The following is a 22,341-nucleotide window of genomic DNA, read 5'->3' on the forward strand; positions in this document are numbered from 1 at the left end:
TCAGGTCTCCCGGAATTCGGTTCGCGCCAGCCCGTTGTCGAGATTGATCGTGGTGCGCAGCCGCATGCGTTCGGGCGTCGGCGTCATGATCAACACGGCGTCGATCTCGATCTTGAGGCCGACAGTCTTGTCGCCGAGCGTGACGTTGACCGTCGTGGCGCTTTCCTTGAGCCGCGGCTCGAAGGTGGCGAGCACTGCGCGGATCTCGCGTGCCAGCGCGTCGCGGTCGAAATCCCGCGATGAGCGGCCGGAGAACGACGGCACGCCATAATTGACGACACTGCGGCGCACTTCCGGAAAGTCGGCGAGCGGCGGCAATTCGTCCAGAGGCTGTTCGTGCTCGGCGTCGGAAAGCATTGGAACGGATTCAAAACGCTCGGTGTTGAACAATGCCTCGATGTCGCGCCGGACGGCTTCGCGAAGCACGCGTGCCGAAACCACCACGCCCCGGCTTTCGATCTCGGTGCGATGCTCGATCTGGAAGACCAGCCGATGCAGGCGTCGCTTCTGCTCGGCCGTCAATTCCGCGTCGGCATCGATGGCGCGCGCGCTGGCGGCGAGAAGAACCTCGACGCGTTCGGCGCCGAGTTCGTCCTCCAGCAGGCGGCGCAGCCCGTCGATCTCCGACGTCAGCCCGGGCAAGTCGTTGACGAGGCGGTCCCAGAGGGAGGGCTGGACCGCCTCGCGCTTTGCCCGGGAACTGCCGGCAAGCTGCGCCTTCGCGCCAGGCCGCTTGGCCTCACTTGCCGACATAGACGTCCATTTCGATCTCGTCGTCCTTGTTGTAGACGAACTTGATCTTCTTGTAGGCGAAGCTGACTTCTTCCTCGATCAGGTCCGCCTCGTCGGGGGCCTGCCGCATGTCGTATTCCATGACCGAAGCGTCGGTGAGCGTCACCACCAGATAGTCGCTGGTCTCGCCGTCAATGGTGCGGCGCGCCGAAAACTTCACCTCGTCGAGCGCCTTGTTCTCAAACAGGGCCTTCTTCAGATAGGGCGACGACTTGTCGTAGTGCTTGGTGAACTTGATCATCCCCATCGACACGCGCCCCCGGCGCGACAGCGAATTGGGATCGTAAGGCGCGATCATCTTGTAGTCGACGCCGTATACCTCGATCTCGTCCTCGTGGCCGTCGCGCTTGCTGGGCCCCTTGATATCCGGAACTTTCAAAAAACCATCGATCTTCACTGCCATTGTCTTTCTCCACCGCTTTCAAATGAAACAAGATGACGTTTCTGCAATTTCAGCCCTTCACCGACGGCAGTTCCGACACCAGCCGGAGCGAGGCGTTGATGCCTTCCAGCTGGTAGTGCGGACGCAGATAGAAACGGGCATTGTAGTAACCTGGCCGCCCTTCGACGCTGTCGACCTGGACCTCGGCCGCGGCAAGCGGGCGCTTGGCGCGCGCCTTGTCATCGGCAAAGGCTGGATTGGCCAGCACGTACCGGTTGATCCATTCGGTCAACCAGATCTCCATGTCGGTGCGTTCCTTGAACGAGCCGATCTTGTCGCGCGCGATCGCCTTGAGGTAGTGCGCGAAGCGCGAGACGGGGAAGAGGTAGGGCAGGTTGGCGGACAGCCGCTCGTTCGACTGCGCGTCCGGATCGACCAGGCGCCCGGCGCGCGTCTCGTCGTCCTGCAGCGAGTGAGCGCCGATGAAGGCCGCAAGGTCGGTGTTCTTGCGGTGCAGGATCGGCATCAGGCCGAGCTTGGCCAGTTCCGCCTCGCGCCGGTCGTCGATGGCGACCTCGGTCGGGCATTTCATCGCGATCGAGCCGTCGTCGGTCGGGAAGGCGTGCACCGGCAGGTTGAGCACCGTGCCGCCATTCTCGACGCCGCGGATCTGCGTGCCCCAGCCATACAGCTTGTGGCTGCGGTTGATGTTCACGCCCATCGGGAAGGCGGCATTCATCCAGACATATTTGTTGTGGTCGCCGCCCACCTCTTCCTCGAAGGTGAAGCCCTTCACCGGAACGGTCTCGGAGCCGTAGGGCAGGCGCGCCAGCACCCGCGGCATGGTGAGGCCGATATAGCGGGCGTCCTCGCTTTCGCGCAGCGACTGCCACGACGCATAGGCCGGGTTGTTCACGATCATCTGCAGGTCCTGCGGATTGGGCAGTTCCTGCCAGCTGTCCATGCGGAACAGCCGCGGCGAGGCGGCGGCGATGAACGGCGTGTGCGCCGAGGCGCAGACGCCGGAAATGTTGCGCAGTAGGCCGACGTCGCGTGGGTGGTTCGAGAACTCGTAGGCGCCGATGATGCAGCCGATCGGCTCGCCGCCCAGCATCGAATACTCGTCTGTGTAGACCTTCTTGAAGATCGGGCTCTGGTCCCACATCTGGCCTTCATAGTCTTCCAGCGTGTCGGCCAGCTGCTCCTTGGAGATGTTCATCACCCGGATCTTCAGCTTGGTGTCCGTCTCGGTGTTGTTGATCAGGTACCAGAGGCCGCGCCACGTGCCTTCCATCTCACGCACTTCCGGCGCATGCAGGATCTCGTTAACCTGCGTCGTCAGCATCTTGTCGATGCCGGCGATCAGCGACTTGATCGACTTGATCGCGTTGGACGAGATGGTCGTGGTCTCGGAGCGCGACTGCGCGGCCAAGGCCAGGTTGCGCACCAGTTGCTGCAGCTTCTCGCTGTCGTCCTTCTTGACCTTGAAATCCTTTTCAAGGAGGCCGCTGAATTCGCCGAGATCGATGGCTTCCGCCTCGGCGGTGGCGGCTGCGGTCTTTTGCTGTTCGGCCATGACTTACTCCTCGCCCTTGCCGTCATCCATCGCCTGGCTGGCGATCTTGCTCAGCAGCGGCTCGTTGTTCAGAAGCTGCGCGATGCGCTTTTCGGCGTCGACGCGGCCGTCCATGAAGCCCAGCAACTCCTCGAGCTGACGGCGCATCTTCAGGATCTCGGCCAGTTGCGGCACCTGCTCGGCGACCTTGTCCGGCGCGAAGTCGCCCATCTTGGAGAAGGTGAGGTCGACGGCGAGCTCTTCGTCCCGTTCCTGGCCCTCGGCCTGCGGCAGGGTGTTCTTCACCCTGGCCTTCACGCGCGGCCCCATCGCCTCCATGAACTTCGGGAAGCGGTTGGCGTCGGTTTCGACGAAGTTGCGGTCGAGCACCGACTTCGACGCTTCCTTGGTTTGCGAGGCGCCCGAAAGATCGGCCATCACGGCCATCACGAACGGCAGTTCGATCGTCGTCGGGCTGCCGTAGGTTTCGACGTCGTAGGCGATCTGCACGCGCGGCGCGCGGTTTCTTTCGATGACCTTCGCTTTGCTCTCTGCTGGCATGCTTTTCTACCTTTCATCCTTCTGGGCCGGCTTCTTGGGATCGGGGACACCGGCAAGCTGCCGGAACTCCTTCAGCCCCGACGGGGCGAGATCTTCCATCAGTTCCACGAAATCCATGTGCACCATCCGGCGCACGCGCCGGGCGAGATGCGGGATGGGGCTGGAGGGTTCGGTGCGGTCGTAGAAGGCGACGACGAGGTCGAGGCATTTGACGACTTCGTCGCGCGAGCTGATCCGGTCCGGCAGGCCTGCGCTCGCTTCCACGGGACTTGCCACACTTGCCATCGTCTCGGCTCCATGACCGTTGCGGGCGGGCATTGCTGGTTCCGCCGCTGCCTGCGGAGCGGGCTTCGCGGCACCGTTCGCCGCGGCGCCGGCACCGGAATTCCGCTCCAGCGTCGTCAGCAAACGCTGCAGGAACTTCTTCAATTCCGGGACGGTGGCGCCATGGCCTTCGATACGGGCGTTGAGCGCGGCGTCCACCGCGTCGAGGGCGGCGATCGCGGCACGCGCATCGGCCAAAAGCGACGTCATCGCCTCGCCGGCTTGATCGATCTGGGCCGCGCATCCGGCGCGCACCCGGTTCAGCAGCTGGTTGTGCGCGCTTGCCAATGCCGCCTTCTCGGCGGCGTTGAGCCCCGATGCCGCTTCCTGCAGCATGACGCGCTCGTCGAGCGCGCCCTGTTCCAGATCGCGTCCGCTGATCGGCCCGACCTGGCGCGGCGAAAAGAAAATGGTTCCGCGCAGGCTGGTCAGCAGGCCGTTCTGGGCGTTCTGGAGATCGAGCAGCGCATTGATGCGGCGCAGGGCGGCCTCGCGCGGCGACGCGTTCGCCCGCAAGGCCGGATGCATCGTGTCCCAATGCTGGTCGAAGGTTCCGGCGATGAGCGTCAGGCCCTGGGCGAGGCCGGCCAGCCCGTCCTCGCTGGCCAAGGCCCGCGTGACGATGACCAGCAGGCGCAGGTCCCGGCCACGGGAGCGCAGCTCTTCGGCCTCTTCGAGCACCGCCGCCCAGTCGACCGGACTGGATTGCGATGTGGGCTTGCCATTGCCGTCGTGGACAACTTTTAGCTGAGGTTCGGTCAGGCGCTCCAGCTCATGAAAAGCCGGGTCGTTGCGCAAGTCCTCTCCCGACGGATTCTCACCGTTCAGAGGATTCAGCCAGAGTGCGAGATCAATCACACCAACCCCCAGCCAGCGGCCCTGAGACCCTATGTGACGTTACGTTATCACCGGCCTCACGCAACGACAATTGAGCACCTGCGCAAAAACTAACGGAAGCTAAACGCGACCGTTCTCTTCGGGCCAAACCCATTGCGCGATTACCGGACCCGGTATGTGAAATGGCTCGCATAGCCGGGACGGCAATCCGGTGTTTGTTGCAGCGAGTTTGCAAGGCTTGTGTAACCGGGCGGTGCCGCCTGGATGGATTCAAAACACTCTATCCTCGCTCGGCTTTGTCAAGCAGCCGCTTATATGGCAGGGTACGGGTCGGCAGGTTGCGGGAGCAGGTTCAATGGAACAGCGCCGGTCATCGCAGAGCTTCAAGCGTAAGGAACTGGTCGCCAAGCTCAACGCCACGGGGGTGCGCGCCTTCAAGGCCGCGGCCGACACGGCCAAGCTGCGCGGCAATCCCTATGTCGAGCTTGTCCATTTCATCCAGCAACTGGTGCTGTCCGAGCGCTCGGATGTGCAGATGATCGTCGCCGATGCCGGGCTGGATGTCAGCCGGCTGACGGCGGACATGACCCGTGCCATCGACAAGCTGCCCTACGGCGCCACCTCGGTGGAGGAATTCTCCGACCACATCTTCCACGCCATTCAGGAAGGCTGGAACCTGGCGACGCTGGAGTTCGGCGTCGAAGAGGTGCGCAGTGCCCATATCCTGCTTGCCTGCCTCAAGACGCCGGTGCTGGAAGGGCTGGTCTCGAAGATCAGTGCCGAGTTCGACAAGATCGACGCGGACGGCGTCATTTCCCGCTTCGCCGATGTCGCCGAAGGCTCGCTCGAAGCCGGCTCACCTCCTGCCACGGCAGCCGCCGAGACGCCGATGAAGCGCGGTCCGGGCGGGGATTCGGCGCTTGCGAAATACGCCACCGACCTCACCCAGCGCGCCCGCGACGGCAAGATCGATCCCGTGGTCGGCCGCGATCCGGAGATCAGGCAGATCGTCGATATCCTGATGCGACGCCGGCAAAACAACCCGATCCTCACCGGCGAGGCGGGTGTCGGCAAGACGGCGGCGGTCGAGGGATTTGCGCTACGCATCGCCCAGGGTGACGTGCCGCCGACATTGCAGAACGTCAGCGTGCGCATGCTCGATGTCGGGTTGATGCAGGCGGGCGCCAGCGTCAAGGGCGAGTTCGAGAAGCGGCTGAAGGCCGTCATCGACGAGGTCCAGGCCTCCGAGGTGCCGATCATCCTGTTCATCGACGAAGCGCATACGTTGATCGGCGCCGGCGGCGCGGCCGGAACCGGCGATGCCGCCAATCTGCTCAAACCGGCGCTGGCGCGCGGCGAGTTGCGCACCATCGCCGCCACCACCTGGGCCGAATACAAGCAGCACATCGAGAAGGACCCGGCGCTCACCCGTCGCTTCCAGGTGGTCAAGATCGACGAGCCCTCGGAAGCGGTGGCCGTGCTGATGCTGCGCGGCGTCGCCGGCGTGCTGGAGCAGCACCACAAGGTGCAGATCCTGGACGAGGCGATCGAAGCAGCGGTTTCGCTCTCGCACCGCTACATCCCGGCCAGGCAGCTGCCGGACAAGGCGGTCAGCCTGCTCGACACCGCCTGCGCCCGCGTCGCAGTCTCGCAGCACGCGACGCCGGCCGAGGTCGAGGATATCCTGCGCCGCCGCCAGGCGCTCGAGGTCGAGAGCGGCATCATCGGCCGCGAGGCGGCGATCGGCATCGACGTCGCCGATCGGCAGGCCCGCGTCGATGCCGGGCTGGCGGAAACCGAGACCAGTCTGGCCGCCGCCCAGGCGCGGTGGGACCGGGAAAAGGCTTTGGTCACCGAGATACTCGACCTGCGTGCAAAATTGCGCGGCGAGGGCGTGCCGCTCGATGAGGCGCCTGCTGAAGAGGCCGCCGCCGAGAGTGACAGCACGGAGGGCGCGGCAAAGGCGCCCGAGAACAAGACTGGCGACGGCAAGGCTGCCGAGGCCAAGAAGACCAAGGCCTCGAAAGCCAAGGCGGCCAAGGCCGCGAAGGCCGAAACGGCTCCCGCCGAGCCGGCGGATGAAGCCGCCGCCGACCTCGCACGGCTGCGCGAGCTGATGGCCGAGCTGGCCGCCGCGCAAGGCGAGACACCGCTCATCCTGCCGTCGGTCGACCGCAATGCGGTCGCCGCCGTGGTGCAGGATTGGACCGGCATCCCGACGGGCCGGATGCTCTCCAGTCAGACCGAAAAAGCGCTCAGGCTTGCAGCGACCCTGTCCGAGCGCGTGGTCGGCCAGGACCACGCGATGGAGATGATCGCCAGGCGCGTGCAGACCAGCCGCGCCGGCCTCGGCGCGCCGGAAAAGCCGGTCGGCGTGTTCCTGCTGTGCGGCCCATCCGGCGTCGGCAAGACCGAAACCGCTTTGGCGCTCGCCGAGACGCTTTACGGCGGCGAGCAGAATCTCATCTCGATCAACATGTCGGAGTTCCAGGAAGCACACACCGTCTCGACGCTCAAGGGCGCGCCGCCCGGTTATGTCGGCTACGGCAAGGGCGGCATCCTGACCGAGGCGGTGCGCAGGAAACCCTATTCGGTGATCCTGCTCGACGAGGTCGAAAAGGCGCATCCGGACGTGCACGAGATCTTCTTCCAGGTCTTCGACAAGGGCATGATGGACGACAGCGAGGGCCGCCGGATCGACTTCAAGAACACGCTGATCCTGCTCACCTCGAATGTCGGTTCCGACGTCATCATGGACCGCACGAAGAACGGCACGGTCCGCACCGGCATCGACGATCTCGACACTGCGCTGCGCGCCCCGCTGCTGAAAGTCTTCCCGGCCGCCTTCCTCGGCCGCGTCGTGACCATTCCCTACTATCCGCTGTCGGACGCGATGATCGAGGCGATCGCCCGCCACCAGTTCGGCAAGATCGCCAAGCGGCTCAAGGCCACCAACGACGCCGAGCTGGTGATCGGCGACGGCGTGATGGACCTGGTCAAGGCGCGCTGCACCGAGATCGAATCCGGCGGCCGCATGATCGACGCCATCCTCACCAACACGCTGCTGCCGGAATTGAGCCGCGGCGTGCTCAACCGCTCGCTCGAAGGCAAGAAGATGGCGAAAGTCACAGTGGGCGCGTCGCCGGAAGGATTCACCTACTCGTTCGAATAGACCTCCACGGTAGGGAGGTGGATGCCGGCGCGCAGCGAGTTGGAGAGCGCGAAGCGGTTGATCGGCTCCTTCGCGGCGATGGAGGTCACGAACAGCACACGCGGCTCCATTTCTTCTCGCGCATTGAAGGCAGCACCGCCCTCACGATATCCATCGCGCTCATGAACGGGCCGTCGAAGGCGGCGCGCCATTGCTCGATCATGATCTCGTCGAAGGGTGTGGCTCCAATGAGTGTGCCGGCGCTTGTCGGACCAAACACCCCAAAATCTGTGAAACGCGCCGGAGCGCGTCATACGCTTTGAATGGACACAGGTGTACATTCGCGTTAAATGTGCACTTGGCGCTGCTTGGGAGTGTTCGGCGACCAACGGCAAGGCAGTTATTTCAAGGGGCGTTTCGGTTGTACGAGCACGAGCTGAAGACATGGCGGCCAAGCCCTTGCGGCGGGGCAAAGCTTCCGACCTGCGACGAAGGTCCGGCCGTATGACGAGGCATTATTCGGCGCTTTCGCTCTTCAAGGAAGGCCTCGCCGGCCAGACCGGTTGGGACAAGGCCTGGCGCTCGCCGGAGCCGAAGCCGCGCTACGACGCCATCATCATCGGCGGCGGCGGCCATGGTCTCGCCACCGCCTATTACCTTGCGAAGAATCATGGCGTCACCAACGTCGCGCTCCTGGAGAAGGGCTGGATCGGCGGTGGCAACACCGGCCGCAACACCACCGTGGTGCGCTCCAATTACTTCTATCCTGAAAGCGCGGCGATCTACGGGCTGGCCCACAGCCTCTACAAGACGCTTTCGACGGACCTGAACTACAATGTGATGTTTTCCGCGCGCGGCATCCTCACCCTCGCGCACAGCGAAGCGGCAATGGAAACCGCCGCACGGTCGGTCAACGCCATCCAGGTCAACGGCATCGATTGCGAGCTGTTCTCGATCGAGGACGTGCGTCGCGTCGTGCCGATCTACAATTTCAGCCCGGACACACGCTTCCCCGTCTATGGCGGCACCTGGCAGCCGAGCGGCGGCACCGCTCGTCACGACGCCGTCGCCTGGGGTTATGCGCGCGCCGCGAGTCGTCTCGGCGTCGACATCATCCAGAATTGCGAGATCACCGACTTCATCATCGAAGACGGGCGCTGCCGCGGCGTCGTCACCTCGCGCGGCGCGATCCGGGCCGAGCGCACGGGCATAGCGGTCGCCGGCCATTCGTCGGTGCTGGCGGCGAAGGCGGGATTCCGGCTGCCGGTCAATTCCTACGCGCTGCAGGCCTGCGTGTCCGAACCGGTCAAGCCGATCATCGATACGGTGGTGATCTCGCCGGACACGGGCGTCTATGTCAGCCAGTCGGACAAGGGCGAACTGGTGATCGGCGGCGCGCTCGACCGCATCCCGTCATACGGCCAGCGCGGCAATCTGCCGGTGCTGGAAAGCGTGATCGCCGGCATGCTCGACATGTTCCCGGTCTTCGGCCAGTTGAAGATGATGCGGCAATGGGCCGGCATCGTCGACGTGGTCCCGGATTCCTCGCCCATCATCGGCGAGTCGCCGCTGCCCGGGCTTTTCCTCAACTGCGGCTGGGGCACGGGTGGGTTCAAGGCGATACCCGCCGGCGGCACCCTGCTTGCCCATCTGCTTGCCACCGGCAGGCATCACGACATCAGCCGGCCCTTCGATCTCGACCGCTTCGCCCGCGGCCGCCTGGTCGACGAGGCCGCCGGCTCCGGCATTGCCCATTGAAGGTCTAGAAGAAGATGCAGCTCTTTCCCTGCCCGTTCTGCGGGCCGCGCGAAGAAAGCGAGTTTCACTATGGCGGCGAGGCCGGCAATCTGAGGCCCGACGGCCGCGATGTGACCGCCGAGCGCTGGGCCGGCTATCTCCACATGCGCGACAATCCGAAGGGGCCGACCCGCGAGATCTGGGTGCATCTGACCTGCGGCGAGTTCTTCGCGATGAGCCGCGACAGCGTCAACCACAAGGTGTCGGGCTCTTCCGTGCTCGGCGAAGCGGAGCACGGCGCATGAGTGCTTCGCGTCTCACCACCGGCGGCAGCGACATCGACCGCGCTCGTCCGCTGAGCTTCACCTTCGACGGCAGGCGCGTCGAGGGTTTTGCAGGCGACACGATCGCGTCGGCCTTTCTGGCGAGCGGCCAGGCCGTGGTCGGCCGCAGCTTCAAATACCATCGGCCGCGCGGCATCTGGGGCTCCGGCGTCGAGGAGCCCAACGCGCTGGTCGATGTCGAGAGCGTGGTCGGCCGCGTGCCGAATGCGCGCGCGACGACCGTGCAAGCCGTCGACGGCATCAAGGTCAGGAGCGTCAACGCTTCGCCGACGGCCGAGACCGACCGCAACGCCGTTCTGGATCGCTTCGCCCGCTTCCTACCCGCCGCCTTCTACTACAAGACCTTCATGTGGCCGGACTGGCACCTGTTCGAGCCGCGCATCCGCGCCATGGCCGGGCTCGGCATCGTCGATAGCGAATGGAAGCCGCGCCAGGTCTCCGATCAGGTCAACCATCATTGCGACGTGCTGGTGGTTGGCGCCGGGCCCGCCGGCCTTGCCGCGGCAGCCAGCGCGGCGGCGGCCGGACACTCGGTCGTCCTGGTCGACGACAGGACGCATCCAGGCGGATCGCTGCGCCACCGCGCCGGCGAAGTCGATGGCATCGAGGGCAAGGCGTGGGTCGAGACGGTGGTTGCCAGGCTGAAGAGCGGTGGCCAGCTGGTGCTGAGTGATACGACCGCGTTCGGCCTTTACGACCACAATCTGGTCGCGCTCAACCAGCGGCACTCCGACGGTCGGCCGGACACGCTGTGGCGCGTGCGGCCTCGTCGCATCGTGCTGGCGACAGGCGCGATCGAACGGCCTGTTCCGTTTGCCAACAACGACCTGCCGGGAATCCTATCCGCCGATGCGGCGCTCAGCTATTTGCGCCGGCATGGCGTGCTTGTCGGTCGCGAAATCGTGGTCGCGACCAACAACGACAGCGCCTATGAGCCTGCCTCGGCGTTGGCCGCGGCCGGCGCTTCCGTGACGGTGGTCGATTGCCGGCGCGAGGGCGGCGCGCAAGCGGGAACCGGCGTTCGCGTTCTGGCGGGGCGCATGGTGGCGGTGGCGCGCGGGCGCAACGCCGTCCAGGGTGTCCTGCTGGACGACGGTACGACGCTTGCTGCCGATTGCGTTCTCGTCTCGGGCGGCTGGACACCCACCGTGCATCTGTTCTCGCAGGCGAAGGGCAAGCTCGCCTGGAACGACCAACTGGCGGCTTTCATCCCCGGCGAAGCCATCGAAGGGATTGGCGTCGCTGGCGCCGTGGCCGGCGCGGTCTCGCTTTCCGAAGCCTTGGCCAGCGGCGCGGGAGCCCTTGGTGACTTCGGTTCGTCGTTGCCGGCGCCTCGCGGCACGGGAGCGGAAGCCACGCTGGGCGTCGTCGGCCTGTGGCCGAAACCCAAGGCCAAGGGCCGCGTCTGGATCGACTACCAGAGCGACGTTACCGCCAAGGATGTCGAGCTTGCGGCGCGGGAGAACTTCGTCTCGGTCGAGCACCTGAAGCGCTACACCACGCTCGGCATGGCGACCGACCAGGGCAAGACTTCGAACCTGAACGGCCTGGCGCTGCTGGCGGATATCACCGGGCGCGGCATCGCGGAGGTCGGCACCACGACCTACCGGCCGCCATTCACGCCTGTCCCGTTTGCCAGCCTGGTCGGTTCGCGCCGGGGCAGCATGCACAATCCGGTCCGCCGCCTGCCGCTGGAAGCAAACCACCGCGCCGCCGGCGGGGTGTTCCAGGAATATGGCGGTTGGCTGAGGCCCGCCTATTATGGCGGCGGCGAAGCCGGCGCCTCGATCCAGGAGGAGGCGCGGCGGGCCCGGCAGTCGGTCGCGCTCTTCGACGGCTCGACGCTGGGCAAGATCGAGGTGGTTGGCCCGCGCGCGGCCGAATTTGTCGACTTCATCTATTACAACACCATGTCGACCCTGAAGCCGGGCCATTGCCGCTACGGCTTCATGCTGTCGGAAAACGGCGTCGTCTTCGATGACGGCGTGCTGGTCCGCCTGGACGAGCACCGCTTCATCGTCTCCTGCTCGTCATCGCATGTTGCCGCGGTCCATGCGCGCCTCGAAGAATGGCGGCAGGACCGCTTCGGCCGCGATGCGGTCTATATCCACAACGCCACCGCGCAATACGCCACCTTGACCGTTTCGGGTCCGAATGCGCGCCAGGTCGTGGAAGCGCTCGATCTGGGTGCAACACTTGACGATGCCAGCCTGCCGCATATGGGGGTCGCCGCTGGCCGCTTTGCCGGCAACGAGGTGCGCATCGCCAGGGTCTCCTTCACCGGCGACCGCAGCTATGAAATCTCCATCCGCGCCGATCGGGCCGAGGCGTTGTGGGCAAGGATGCAGCAGGAGGGCCGCGCCTTCGATGCCGTGCTGCTCGGGCTTGAATCGCTGATGATCCTGCGCGCCGAGAAGGGATACATCGTCATCGGCAAGGACACCGACGGAACCACCATGCCGCACGATCTGGGCGTCGCCGGACCGCGGACCAAACGCGCCAGCGAGTTCGTCGGCCGCCGCTCGCTTTTCACCGAAGCGGGCAACAGCACGGACCGCAATCAACTCGTCGGCCTGGCTGTCCGCGAAGGCGAGGCGCCGCTGGCGACCGGCGCGCATGGCGTGGAGAAGCGCGATGGCCGGCTCAGAAGCATCGGCTTCGTCACCTCCAGCTATCGGAGCCCGACCCTGGGACGGCCTGTCGCCCTGGCGCTCATCGAACGCGGCGCGGCGCGGCATGGCGAAACGATCGACGTTCAACATCTGGGCGTCGTGCGGCAGGCAACGATCGTCGCGCCTTGCGCCTTCGATTCGGAAGGGAGCCGCCTGCATGCGTAACCTTGCCGAGAAGTGGCCGGCGGCGCCCGACTGGGCCACCGCGACGCTCAGCAAAGGCAGTGTCGGCGTGCGAACGCTCGGCGGCCTGAACCAGCTTCTGGTCAGCGGCGACCTCGCGGCCTGGTCGGAGGCTTCGGGGCTTGCCGGCGAGGGCGTCGGCGCTGGCGCAATTGCCGGCGGCGACACATACATGGCGCGGGTCGCGCGCGACCGCCTTCTTGCGGTCGGCGAACAGCCGTTCCCCATCGCGGCCGGCTGGCACGAGGCCGGTTTCGCGGTGACGGTCATGGATGCCGGACTGCATGTGTTCGAGATCGAGGGGCCGGACCTGGACCGCCTGATCGCCAGGGGCACGGCGCTCGATCCAGGAGCGGCAAGCCGCTCGGCGTCGATCCTTTTTGCCGGCGTCGGCGTTCTCTTCTACCGGTTCGGCAACCCCGATCGGGCGCGTCTCCATGTCGACCGGGGCCTGGCTCCGTATCTCTGGGAATGGCTCGAACAAGCGCAAGTATTGTAGCGGGAATGGTTTCGGGTCTATCTAGCCGGCGTTCAATCTTGGCCGGTCCGCTATGCTCTCCGATTCCAGTGCTGATGAAGTCGTGCGGCGGTCCGGTCTGATCGGCAACACCAAGGTGACGCGCGAGGACTGGATGAACCTCGCGCTGGAGACGCTGATCTCCGAGGGCGTCGAGGCGGTGCGCGTGCTTGCGCTCGGGCAGAAGCTGAACGTCTCGCGATCCAGTTTCTACTGGTACTTCAAGAGCCGCCAGGATCTGCTCGACCAACTGCTGGACTATTGGCGCAACAACAACACCCGTTTCATCGTCGAGCAGGCCGGCCGGCCGGCCGCGTCGATCACGCAGGCCGTGCTCAATATCTTTGAGTGCTGGCTCGACGAATCGCTCTTCAATCCGCGGCTGGACTTCGCCGTGCGCGCCTGGTCGCGCCAGTCCGCCGACGTGCACCGGGTCGTGACCGAGGAGGACGACGCGCGCGTCGAAGCCATCCGGGCGATGTTTTCACGCCATGGCTATGAGGCCACGGAAGCATTCGTGCGGGCGCGCGTGCTCTACTTCACGCAGATCGGCTATTACTCGCTAGAGATCGTCGAGCCGGTAAGCAACCGTCTCTTCCTGACGCCGGCCTATTTGCTCACGCACACCGGCGAAGCGCCTCGCGAAGGAGAGGTGGAGGCCTTCGCCAAAAAGATGCTGCCGAGGCGTCCTGGCTGAGCACTCCCGCCATCCGCGATCAATGGTCAGGAGCAGCCCTGTCGACTATATAGGCGTTTTCAGCCTGATCGTCGTTCCGTGACCCCTGCCATCCGTCTGCAAGCCACAATCGAACTTGTGCATGAAGTCGATAGTGTTCCGCGCCCCGCGGATGCTGTCGTCTCGGCCTGGTTTCGCGCCCGACGCTATATCGGCGACAAGGACCGTGGTCAGATTCTGGATCTGCTCTATGCGCTTCTGCGGCATCATGCGCGGCTTGGCTGGTGGCTGGTCAGGCACGGGCGCGAGGATGTGCCCCGCAACCGGCTGCTCGCATGGTTGACGCTGAAGGAAGGCAAGACGCCCGATCAGATCGAACGCTTGTTCAATGGCGCGAAATTCGCGCCCGCCATGCTGACGGATCACGAGCACGCGCTGCTGGTCAAATTGCAGGGATCCACGATCGACCATCCCGGCATGCCGGAAGAGGTGCGCCTCGAATGTCCGTCCTGGGCGGTCGATCCGTTGCGGCGCCGTTTCAAGGAAGCGTTCGGCAACGAGATGGCAGCACTTCTGACGCCGGCGCCGCTCGACCTGCGCGTCAATCCGATCAAGTCGACGCGCGAGGCCATGCTTCGCGCGTTGAAGGATCTCGGCTTGCGGGCGCAGCCGTCAGCCATGGCTCCTTACGGCATTCGCGTGGATGAACGCCCCTCGCTGGCCGGCCTGCCGATGCTGAAAAGCGGCGAGGTCGAGATTCAGGATGAGGGCTCGCAGATCGTCGCCATGCTGGTCGACGCCCGGCCGGGCGACCGCGTGGTCGATTTCTGCGCCGGAGCCGGCGGCAAGACGCTGGCCATCGCCGCGCAGATGAACAACAAGGGCCATATTGTCGCCTGCGATGTGATGGACGGCCGCTTGAAGCGAGGCGCCGAGCGCTTTCGCCGGGCAGGACTGCACAATATCGAGACCCGGCTCCTGGCCAGCGAGACCGACCGCTGGGTCAAGCGCCACAAGGGTGGTTTCGATCGCGTGCTGGTCGATGCGCCATGCAGCGGCACCGGCACGTGGCGACGCAATCCCGACGCACGCTGGCGCGCGCCGGAGGAGCAGGGCCTGGACAATCTCGTGTCGCTGCAAGCCCGGATCCTGGCCAGCGCGGCGCGTCTGGTGAAGCCTGGCGGACGGCTGGTCTACGCGACATGCTCGATGTTGTCGGAGGAGAATGAGGAGCAGGTGGCCGCTTTCCTGGCGGCGCATCCCGCTTTTCGCGCCGTGCCGCTCAACGAGGCCGCGCCGCAACTGACGAATTCAGCCCATTCCGACTACCTGTCGCTGACGCCCGCGCGCAACGGCACCGACGGCTTCTTCGCCGCCGTCATGCAGCGAGAAGGTCCACGCCCAGGCGGGCCGCCCACAGCCATTCGCGATCCATTTCCTGAATGACCCACCCGAATGGGGCCAATAGCGGGCCGGCAGCTTGAGGTTTAAATAGCCAGAGACGATGAGGCACGCCGCTTGCTTACCAGCGAACAGACCCAAGGCAGTCAGGCGCAAGTCGATCGGTCCGCGAAGTCTTCAGACAGCTGCCACCGGCATCGCAACCAGGACAGAGCCGCCTTCCACCTTTGCAGGATAGGTTCGCAGATTTATGCATGGCGGTAGGCGCGTGGCCGCGCCGGTGCGGTAGTCGAAGGCGCCAGCATGTTTCGGGCATTCGACCTCGTAGTCCATGACCAGCCCATCGGCGATATGGACGGCCTCATGCGTGCACAGGCCGTCAGTGCAGAACACCTCGTCGTTGGGCGAGCGGAAGACGGCGTAGGTCCGGCCTTTATGGTCGAAACGTCGGGCTCCCTCCTGTTCGATGTCATTGAGGCCGCAAGCCCTGATCCAATCGGTCATTTTTCCCATCCGTAAAATTCGATCGCGGCGCACCTCCGCGTAGCCTTCATAGCCGCCCGGAGGCCCCGCACGCGGCTGTGCGTGCAAATGTCATTTGATGGCCGCCGCATTGGCGCGTGCCTTCTTCTTCTCGTAGCGGGCGTCCATGCGCGCGGCGGCTTCCTTGCTGCCGTCATGGAAGGTGCCGAACCAGCGGTCGAACGGGATGAGGCCGTCGCCGTAATTCACCTCGAAATGCTTGTGGTGGAGGTAGTGGATATAGGCGTGGCTATCGACCGACGTGTCTTCCGCAAGCTCGATCTTGTCGAAGCCGACATGGCCGGGAATGGCGCCGAAGCCGGCATAATGGAGCTGGTAAAGCGCCAGGAGGGGGTTCGATGGGATGACCAGGTGCCAGAAGGCGACGCCGAGATAGCCGAGCTGCTCCACCGGATGCATCGACAGCGACGACCAGGGCGACGGGTTGACTGAATTGTGGTGCACCGAATGCACCCAACTGTAAAGCGGTCCCCAATGGATAGCGCGGTGCAGCAGGAAGAAATGCGTCTCGTGGATGATCGGCACCACCAGCGCCAGGCAGAACAGGTAGACCGGATGCCCTGCGAAGGTCAGCCACGGCACATAGCCATTGGCGTAGGCGTAGAGGATCGCCACCTCGATCGCGGTCCAGATCGGCATGCCGGTGCCGAAGGTGCGCAGCATGTTGTCGATGTTCTGGTTCTCGAAGAAGAAGGCCTTGTTCTTCTGCTCCGAGGGCCATTTGCCGTTGTATTTGAAGCGGTTGCCCTGGGCTTTCAAAATGTAGAGTCGAAGCTCGAAGGCGCCGAAGAAGACGAGCAGCGCCACGCAGTTGACGATGAACAGGCGCAGGATCCAGCCGGCGGAGAGCGTCTTCATCACCTCGACGTCGGGCAGCACGAAGCGCCACCATGCCACCACCGAAAGGGCGAAAAGCAGATTATAGGGCAGGAAATAGCTCGGCAGCCATTTCAGCACCGCCAGCGGACGGAGCGGGAAGACGAACAGCGGCGCGGTGCCGGCCGGTTCGTTCGGAGCCCAGTCGCCCCTTTTGTTGCGCGTGCCGAATTGCAGGTCATCCATGATGAGCCTCACAAGGACTGAGAGAGGGTGAGGAAGCGGTCATAGGCGGCATCGTCCATGTCCACCTGGTGCTTCGCTTCGGGATAGCTGCCTTCGGCGACGTCGCGGCCAAAGGCGCGGAAGGCGCTGATGCGCTTTTCCTGCAGCTCGTCCTCCAGCGTGACGAAGTCGGCATAGCGCTTTGCGTGGCGCGGATAGTGGCCGGTGTGGGTACCCAGCACATCGCAGGAGAACAGGTATTGCGTGTCGCAGGCGCTGCCGCAACCCATGCCCATGGTGATCAGCGGGGTCGAGCGCGTGATGTGATCCGCGAGTCGCACCGGTACGACCTCGACCTCGATGCAGGCGGCGCCCGCATTCTCGAGGTCCTTCGCCGCGCGCAGTACGTTGAGCGCTTCCTCGGCGGTGCGGCCGATGGCGCGGAAATTCGTCCAGGTGGCGCGGTTAGGCACCAGGCCGACGTGGCCGGTGACGGGAATGCCTTCCGCCGCCATTGCCTCGATAAAGCGCGGCGAGTGTGATGAATAGACCGCATCGGCGCCGCGCTTCATCATAGCGAAGCCCAACCGCACGGCCTCCTCAGGCGAGGCGACCGCGCCATGCGGCATGCCGACGGAGAGGAACGCGTAAGGTGCCGCCTGGCGGATGGCTTCCAGATTGTGATCGGGCTCGCAGGAGAGGATGACGATATCGCATGCCGCTGCGGCAGCGGCCTCGGCCGGCGTGTCGACATGGAGCTGCAGCCATTTACGGCTGCCTTTGGCGCTCTGCAGGTCGTATGTCGTCAGCCACCTTGCCACTGTCATCCTCCCGTTTCGCAAGGGATAGCACCGCGTGCTCGCTGGCGCCGCTTGTTCCTTGATCAAATCAGATCAAACGTTTTCGGCCGTAAAGGTGATGAAGCGGATCGGCGGGTTTCCGACGGGCAAGTCATGCAGGTTGAGCGCGGCGAGCACCAGGTCAATGGCGCGGCGCGCCTGCGCGTCTGGCGCCTGGTCGAGCACGACATCCATCGTCCCCTCGCGCAAGGCCTTGGTGCTGCGCTCGGTGAGTTCATGGCCGACGAAGAAGATATCGCGGCCTCTGCCGTGCTTGCGCAACACCTTGTTCAGAGCGGTGTTGGCGCCGCCGGCATTGTAGAGGCCGGCAAGGTCGGGCCAGCGTTTCAACGCCTCGTGCAACTGCTCGGCATTACGGTTGCCGTCGTCGAAGCCGAAAAGGGCCGCGACCGGCTCGAATTCCCTGCCTTCCTCGATCAGGTAATCGAAGAAGCCGCGCACGCGGTCGCGGTGCACGCGGTAGATCTGACTATGGCAGATCGCGATCACCTTGCCCGGCCGCCGCTGCATCTTGGCCATGAGTAGCCCCGCCATGCGGCCAGCGGCGTAATTGTCAATGCCGACATAGGTGCTCTTGGTACGGGAGATCTGGGTGACGATCTGCACCGTCGGAATGTTCTCCGCCTCGAGTTTCCGCAAGGCGTCGCTGACCAGCGGATGGTCGGGCACGGCGAGAATGAGCGCCGCTCGGCGCAGATCGGGTTCCAGGATGCGTTTGGCGATCGCCGCCGGCTTCGCCTCGTCGAGAAAGGTACGGTGCACGGCGATCGAGCGGTCGAGCGTCGCGGCGATGCGCTCGAAGGCATCGGAAAGACGGGCGAAGAAGGTCGCGTCCGGCCTGACCAGTATCACCTCGATGCGAATGACGCCGCGATGCGCCTCCGGCAGTCGGCGCGGGTAATCGAGCGAACGCGCCGCCGCGACCACCTTCTCGACGGTCTGCGGCCGCACTCCGCCCCTGTCGTTCAGGACACGCTCGACCGTGGCCGTGCCAACACCGGCCCGCCGCGCAATCTCAAGGAAGGTGGGCTTAGGAATCTTGATCCTCCGCTGTCCGTACGCCGGAGCCTAGCCGGCTGCACATGCTTTTTCCAAGACATGTGCCTCCCTTCGGCATCGAATGCGCGTGTGCGACCCCCGGCATAGTCGGCCAAAACGTCGGCTTTCGGGGGCGGTAACGGCCGCCTAGCTGCCTGCGAAATCGGATCTGCTTGTGGCTCGGATCGCCACCAGCAGGAGAGCTATGCTGACGGAGCGTTGCAGGGAGATCACCGGCCCCTAGCGGCTCACTTCTTTGGAAACGGCACGCCCTTGGTGGTGAACCGCTGCCCTCTGCCGATCGGGCGCACGGGGCGCTTGGTGGCGGCGGCCTTGCCGGTTCCGGGCGGCTGGTGGGCGGGCACGAGCTGGTCGGGGCGGGGACCGATCAGGTCAGCGCGGCCCATCTCCTTCAGGGCATCGCGCAGCAGCGGCCAATTGTCGGGGTCGTGGTAGCGCAGGAATGCCTTGTGCAGCCGGCGCTGCCGCCCGCCGCGTACGGTCTCGACCTTGTCGGTCGCGCCGCGCCGCACGCCCTTCAGCGTGTTGACGCCGGTATGGTACATCGCCGTCGCCGTGGCCATGGGCGAAGGCAGGAAGGTCTGCACCTGGTCGGCGCGGTAGCGGTTCTTCTTCAGCCAGAGCGCCAGCTGCAGCATGTCCTGGTCGGTCGTGCCGGGATGGGCGGCGATGAAATACGGAATGAGATAGTATTTCTTGCCGGCTTCCTTGGCGGCTGCGTCGAACATCTCCTTGAAGCGGTCGTAGGTGCCGATGCCGGGCTTCATCATCTTGTCGAGCGGCCCGCGCTCGGTGTGCTCGGGCGCGATCTTGAGGTAGCCGCCGACGTGGTGGGTCACCAGTTCCTTGACATATTCGGGGCTCTTGACCGCCAGGTCGTAACGCACGCCGGAGGCGACCATCACCTTCTTGACGCCCTTGACCTCGCGGACCTTGCGGTAGAGCCGGATCAGGTCGTCATGCGAGGTGTTGAGGTTGGGGCAGATGTCGGGAAACACGCAGGACGGCAGGCGGCAGGCCGCCTCGATCTTGGGGTCCTTGCAGGCCATCCGGTACATGTTGGCGGTCGGTCCGCCGATATCGGAGATCACGCCGGTGAAGCCCGGCGTCTTGTCGCGGATCTTCTCGATCTCGCGCAGGATCGAGCCCTCGGAGCGGTTCTGGATGATGCGGCCTTCGTGCTCGGTGATCGAGCAGAAGGTGCAGCCGCCGAAGCAGCCGCGCATCACCGTCACCGAGAACTTGATCATGTCCCAGGCAGGGATCTTGGCATCGCCATAGGACGGATGCGGCGCGCGCGCGTAGGGCAGGTCGTAGACGGTGTCCATCTCGTCGGAGGTCAGCGGGATGGGCGGCGGATTGAGCCACAGGTCGCGGTCGCCGTGGCGCTGGACCAGCGGGCGGGCATTGCCGGGGTTGGCCTCGCGGTGCAGCACGCGCGAAGCGCGGGCATAGGCGTCGCGATCGTCCTCGACCTGTTCGAAGGATGGCAGCCGGATCACGGTGTCGCCGGGCTTGCGGCTCGCGCCCTCGTCGGCGGAATCGAGATCGTCGGCATGGAGCTCCGTGAAGTGCTCGGGCACGCGGCGGAACAGGGCGACGCCCCTGATCGAATCGAGTTGGCGTGGCGTATCGCCGGCCGCAAGCCGGTTCGCCACCTCGACGACGGCGCGCTCGGCATTGCCGTAGATCAAGAGGTCGGCCTTGGCATCGGCCAGGATCGAGCGGCGAACCTTGTCGGACCAGTAGTCGTAGTGGGCGATGCGGCGCAGCGAGGCTTCGATGCCGCCCAGCACGATCGGCACGTCCTTGTAGGCCTCGCGGCAGCGCTGCGTATAGACGATCGTGCAGCGGTCCGGCCGCTTGCCGCCTTCACCGCCCGCCGTATAGGCGTCGTCATGGCGCAGCTTGCGGTCCGACGTATAGCGGTTGACCATGGAATCGAGATTGCCCCCGGTGATGCCGAAGAACAGTCTGGGCCTGCCCAGCGCCTTGAACGGCTCCGCCGACTGCCAGTCGGGCTGCGAGATGATGCCGACGCGAAAACCCTGGGATTCGAGCAGACGGCCGATGATCGCCATGCCGAAGCTCGGATGATCCACATAGGCGTCGCCCGTGACGAGCACGATGTCGCATTCGTCCCAGCCGAGCGCCGTCATCTCGGCGCGGCTCATCGGCAGGAACGGCGCTGCCCGTCCGGCACGAGGCTTGCTGCCGGACAGCGGAATGATTTGTTTTTGGGCGCTGGCTATGGTTTCCATGGCCTCGACGTATAGGCCGCCGCCAAAGCGAATTCAATTAAGCTCGATTTGGGCCGCGGAAAGAGTTGGGCAGCTTGAAAGTATGGTACCGGAGGCGGAATCCAAATTGTGCAAATAGCGCCTGCAGATCACGGGGGGCTTCGCAGGGCGTTGGAACCGCCATGGGCGGCGCGATCGATCGCAGGCTAGACTAGGGGCGAAAGAGCCGTGGTCTATTCCGCGTTCCGCTCACGTAAGGCTACGCCGTCGCCCACACGGTCGCTCGGGTGCAGGACAACCCGGTCGCCTTCCGACAGGCCCGACTCGACCTCGGCCACCCTGTTGTTCCGGTGACCGATCTTGACCACGGTCGTGCGCGCTCGTCCGTTCTCGAGGAGATACACGGCCCAGTCATCACCCTTTCGAAACAGGGCCGCCACCGGAACGGTGACGACATTGTCGTCCCGCCAGCTCGTCACATGCACGATCACACGATAGTCGTGCCCGAGCTGCGCCCATTTTTCGGGAGGGTCGACGATATTGATCTCAGTATGGACACGCTGCTCCTCGATCCCGAGGGCGGAGACCTTGAGGAAGCCGGCAGGGTCAACACGCGTCACCGAGCCTTGAAGTGCAGGCCCACCCCAGCCGTCGATCAGGACAGGGGCACCGGGTTTGATCTGGACCGCATCGGTCGAGAGCAGGTCCGCAACCACTTGCAGATCGAGCGGGTCGCCGATCTCTACAAGCGGCGCGCCCGGCTGCACCATGCCCTCACTCTCCTGAACGATCCTCAGGATGCGGCCGCTCACTGGCGCACGAAGCTGGATGCAGCAGGCCGGATCCGATTGCGTAACGTCGTCGACAGGCTGGCCGAGCCGCGCCTGGACCATCGCCCGTTCGTTGCGTCGGACTTCGACCTGCGCCTTCGCGCTCGCCAGGGCTGCCTCGTCGGTGTCGAGTTCGAACTTCGCCTTGTCGAGATCCCCTTGCGATATCGCTCCGGTCTTGGCGAGCTTTTCCGCCCGATCGAGTTCTGTACGCGAATACGCGAGTGCCGCCTCTAGCCGCCTCACGTCCGCTTCCGCGAAGATCACCGCCGCTTCGGCCGCGCTGAGCGCCGCCAGCAGTTCCTCGTGCGTGCGCACATCATGAAAGCTGGGGATGGTCGGCTGCATCACCGCCATCACGGTTTCGTCCTTGGTGACCTGATCGCCGACGTGACGCGGCGGTGAAATTCTGAGAACCTTACCGGCAACCGGCGCCGACACTGTATAGAGGTGCCGCACCTGGGTCTTGGCCTCATCGTCGACCGCGACCTCCATTGGGCCCTTGGCCACCGTCGCCAGATCGACTGGGATCGGCTGCGGCCATGCAAACCAGACCGCCGCTGCGGCGATCAGGCCAAAGGCCGCGATGCCGCCTAATCTTTTCAGCCAATTGGTCATCGATTTGCTACGCATGGT

Annotated in this window: 19 protein-coding genes; 7 read left to right on the plus strand and 12 right to left on the minus strand. The window is 64.9% G+C overall.

The window, feature by feature from the left end:
* The 5 genes from tssE to tssA are packed head-to-tail and all read right to left on the minus strand — an operon-like array spanning position 1 to position 4,472.
* Entirely contained in the window at positions 1-753 is a 753-nt protein-coding gene (gene tssE / locus WDX12_RS14025; RefSeq protein WP_320298735.1) for a type VI secretion system baseplate subunit TssE, read from the minus strand.
* Positions 740-1,195 carry an Hcp family type VI secretion system effector gene (locus WDX12_RS14030; protein WP_320298736.1) on the minus strand — a complete coding sequence of 152 codons (456 nt, stop codon included), beginning with the start codon at positions 1,193-1,195 and terminating at the stop codon, positions 740-742. Before WDX12_RS14030 ends, tssE begins: the two co-directional genes overlap by 14 nt.
* 49 nt (positions 1,196-1,244) lie before the next feature.
* Positions 1,245-2,750, minus strand: coding sequence for a type VI secretion system contractile sheath large subunit (tssC, locus tag WDX12_RS14035; RefSeq protein WP_010910844.1), 1,506 nt, complete (start codon positions 2,748-2,750; stop codon positions 1,245-1,247).
* Positions 2,751-2,753: 3 nt separating this feature from the next.
* A complete protein-coding gene (gene tssB, locus WDX12_RS14040) occupies positions 2,754-3,290 on the minus strand; it encodes a type VI secretion system contractile sheath small subunit (RefSeq protein ID WP_320298737.1) in 537 nt (178 codons plus the stop codon).
* Between the two features lie 6 nt (positions 3,291-3,296).
* The gene (gene tssA / locus WDX12_RS14045) at positions 3,297-4,472 is read right to left on the minus strand and encodes a type VI secretion system protein TssA (RefSeq protein WP_434725268.1); all 1,176 of its coding nucleotides are present in this window, start codon (positions 4,470-4,472) and stop codon (positions 3,297-3,299) included.
* A gap of 334 nt (positions 4,473-4,806) precedes the next feature.
* On the opposite strand from tssA, the gene tssH reads away from it, so the two are divergent.
* Positions 4,807-7,623: a type VI secretion system ATPase TssH gene (gene tssH, locus WDX12_RS14050; RefSeq protein WP_434725269.1), complete on the plus strand. Its 2,817-nt coding sequence runs from the start codon at positions 4,807-4,809 to the stop codon at positions 7,621-7,623.
* Positions 7,624-7,708: 85 nt separating this feature from the next.
* Here tssH and WDX12_RS14055 read toward each other — a convergent pair whose 3' ends face one another.
* Positions 7,709-7,882, minus strand: coding sequence for a hypothetical protein (locus WDX12_RS14055; RefSeq protein ID WP_434725270.1), 174 nt, complete (start codon positions 7,880-7,882; stop codon positions 7,709-7,711).
* 224 nt (positions 7,883-8,106) lie between these two features.
* Between WDX12_RS14055 and WDX12_RS14060 the strand changes: the two genes are divergently transcribed.
* The 6 genes from WDX12_RS14060 to WDX12_RS14085 all read left to right on the plus strand — a co-directional run bounded on the left by WDX12_RS14060 (position 8,107) and on the right by WDX12_RS14085 (position 15,177).
* On the plus strand, positions 8,107-9,360 hold the full coding sequence (locus WDX12_RS14060) for a sarcosine oxidase subunit beta family protein (protein WP_434725271.1): 1,254 nt from the start codon (positions 8,107-8,109) through the stop codon (positions 9,358-9,360).
* A 14-nt stretch (positions 9,361-9,374) separates the two neighbouring features.
* The gene (locus WDX12_RS14065) at positions 9,375-9,644 is read left to right on the plus strand and encodes a sarcosine oxidase subunit delta (protein WP_320298742.1); all 270 of its coding nucleotides are present in this window, start codon (positions 9,375-9,377) and stop codon (positions 9,642-9,644) included.
* Complete coding sequence (locus WDX12_RS14070) at positions 9,641-12,520, plus strand: sarcosine oxidase subunit alpha family protein (RefSeq protein ID WP_434725272.1); 2,880 nt, start codon at positions 9,641-9,643, stop codon at positions 12,518-12,520. The genes WDX12_RS14065 and WDX12_RS14070 overlap by 4 nt, the downstream gene beginning before the upstream one ends.
* The gene (locus WDX12_RS14075; RefSeq protein ID WP_434725273.1) at positions 12,513-13,037 is read left to right on the plus strand and encodes a hypothetical protein; all 525 of its coding nucleotides are present in this window, start codon (positions 12,513-12,515) and stop codon (positions 13,035-13,037) included. Before WDX12_RS14070 ends, WDX12_RS14075 begins: the two co-directional genes overlap by 8 nt.
* An 82-nt stretch (positions 13,038-13,119) precedes the next feature.
* Positions 13,120-13,752, plus strand: coding sequence for a TetR/AcrR family transcriptional regulator (locus WDX12_RS14080; RefSeq protein WP_434725274.1), 633 nt, complete (start codon positions 13,120-13,122; stop codon positions 13,750-13,752).
* 78 nt (positions 13,753-13,830) lie between these two features.
* Complete coding sequence (locus WDX12_RS14085; protein ID WP_434725275.1) at positions 13,831-15,177, plus strand: RsmB/NOP family class I SAM-dependent RNA methyltransferase; 1,347 nt, start codon at positions 13,831-13,833, stop codon at positions 15,175-15,177.
* A gap of 132 nt (positions 15,178-15,309) precedes the next feature.
* On the opposite strand, the gene WDX12_RS14090 is transcribed toward WDX12_RS14085, so the two are convergent.
* The 6 genes from WDX12_RS14090 to WDX12_RS14115 all read right to left on the minus strand — a co-directional run bounded on the left by WDX12_RS14090 (position 15,310) and on the right by WDX12_RS14115 (position 22,338).
* Complete coding sequence (locus tag WDX12_RS14090) at positions 15,310-15,636, minus strand: MocE family 2Fe-2S type ferredoxin (RefSeq protein WP_320298747.1); 327 nt, start codon at positions 15,634-15,636, stop codon at positions 15,310-15,312.
* A 90-nt stretch (positions 15,637-15,726) separates the two neighbouring features.
* A complete protein-coding gene (locus WDX12_RS14095; protein WP_434725276.1) occupies positions 15,727-16,737 on the minus strand; it encodes a sterol desaturase family protein in 1,011 nt (336 codons plus the stop codon).
* Positions 16,738-16,745: 8 nt separating this feature from the next.
* Positions 16,746-17,537, minus strand: coding sequence for a 3-methyl-2-oxobutanoate hydroxymethyltransferase (locus tag WDX12_RS14100; protein WP_434725277.1), 792 nt, complete (start codon positions 17,535-17,537; stop codon positions 16,746-16,748).
* A 72-nt stretch (positions 17,538-17,609) separates the two neighbouring features.
* Positions 17,610-18,614 (minus strand): LacI family DNA-binding transcriptional regulator, encoded by a 1,005-nt coding sequence (locus WDX12_RS14105; protein ID WP_434725629.1) that lies wholly within the window; start codon positions 18,612-18,614, stop codon positions 17,610-17,612.
* Positions 18,615-18,862: 248 nt separating this feature from the next.
* Positions 18,863-20,896: a YgiQ family radical SAM protein gene (locus WDX12_RS14110; protein ID WP_434725278.1), complete on the minus strand. Its 2,034-nt coding sequence runs from the start codon at positions 20,894-20,896 to the stop codon at positions 18,863-18,865.
* A 212-nt stretch (positions 20,897-21,108) separates the two neighbouring features.
* Positions 21,109-22,338, minus strand: a complete 1,230-nt coding sequence (locus WDX12_RS14115; protein WP_320298751.1) for an efflux RND transporter periplasmic adaptor subunit — start codon at positions 22,336-22,338, stop codon at positions 21,109-21,111.
* Positions 22,339-22,341: the final 3 nt, after the last annotated feature.

Origin of the sequence: Mesorhizobium sp. RIZ17, assembly GCF_051127865.1 — a bacterium.
GTDB classification, from domain to species: Bacteria; Pseudomonadota; Alphaproteobacteria; order Rhizobiales; family Rhizobiaceae; genus Mesorhizobium; species Mesorhizobium humile.

Bases quoted from the DNA above. Each gene is read 5' to 3' on its own strand.
- WDX12_RS14110 (WP_434725278.1), bottom strand. From the start codon at position 20,896: ATGGAAACCATAGCCAGCGCCCAAAAACAAATCATTCCGCTGTCCGGC.
- tssH (WP_434725269.1), top strand. From the start codon at position 4,807: ATGGAACAGCGCCGGTCATCGCAGAGCTTCAAGCGTAAGGAACTGGTC.
- WDX12_RS14030 (WP_320298736.1), bottom strand. From the start codon at position 1,195: ATGGCAGTGAAGATCGATGGTTTTTTGAAAGTTCCGGATATCAAGGGG.
- WDX12_RS14115 (WP_320298751.1), bottom strand. From the start codon at position 22,338: ATGCGTAGCAAATCGATGACCAATTGGCTGAAAAGATTAGGCGGCATC.
- WDX12_RS14070 (WP_434725272.1), top strand. From the start codon at position 9,641: ATGAGTGCTTCGCGTCTCACCACCGGCGGCAGCGACATCGACCGCGCT.
- tssB (WP_320298737.1), bottom strand. From the start codon at position 3,290: ATGCCAGCAGAGAGCAAAGCGAAGGTCATCGAAAGAAACCGCGCGCCG.
- tssC (WP_010910844.1), bottom strand. From the start codon at position 2,750: ATGGCCGAACAGCAAAAGACCGCAGCCGCCACCGCCGAGGCGGAAGCC.
- tssE (WP_320298735.1), bottom strand. From the start codon at position 753: ATGTCGGCAAGTGAGGCCAAGCGGCCTGGCGCGAAGGCGCAGCTTGCC.
- WDX12_RS14095 (WP_434725276.1), bottom strand. From the start codon at position 16,737: ATGGATGACCTGCAATTCGGCACGCGCAACAAAAGGGGCGACTGGGCT.
- WDX12_RS14065 (WP_320298742.1), top strand. From the start codon at position 9,375: ATGCAGCTCTTTCCCTGCCCGTTCTGCGGGCCGCGCGAAGAAAGCGAG.
- WDX12_RS14090 (WP_320298747.1), bottom strand. From the start codon at position 15,636: ATGACCGATTGGATCAGGGCTTGCGGCCTCAATGACATCGAACAGGAG.
- WDX12_RS14075 (WP_434725273.1), top strand. From the start codon at position 12,513: ATGCGTAACCTTGCCGAGAAGTGGCCGGCGGCGCCCGACTGGGCCACC.
- WDX12_RS14060 (WP_434725271.1), top strand. From the start codon at position 8,107: ATGACGAGGCATTATTCGGCGCTTTCGCTCTTCAAGGAAGGCCTCGCC.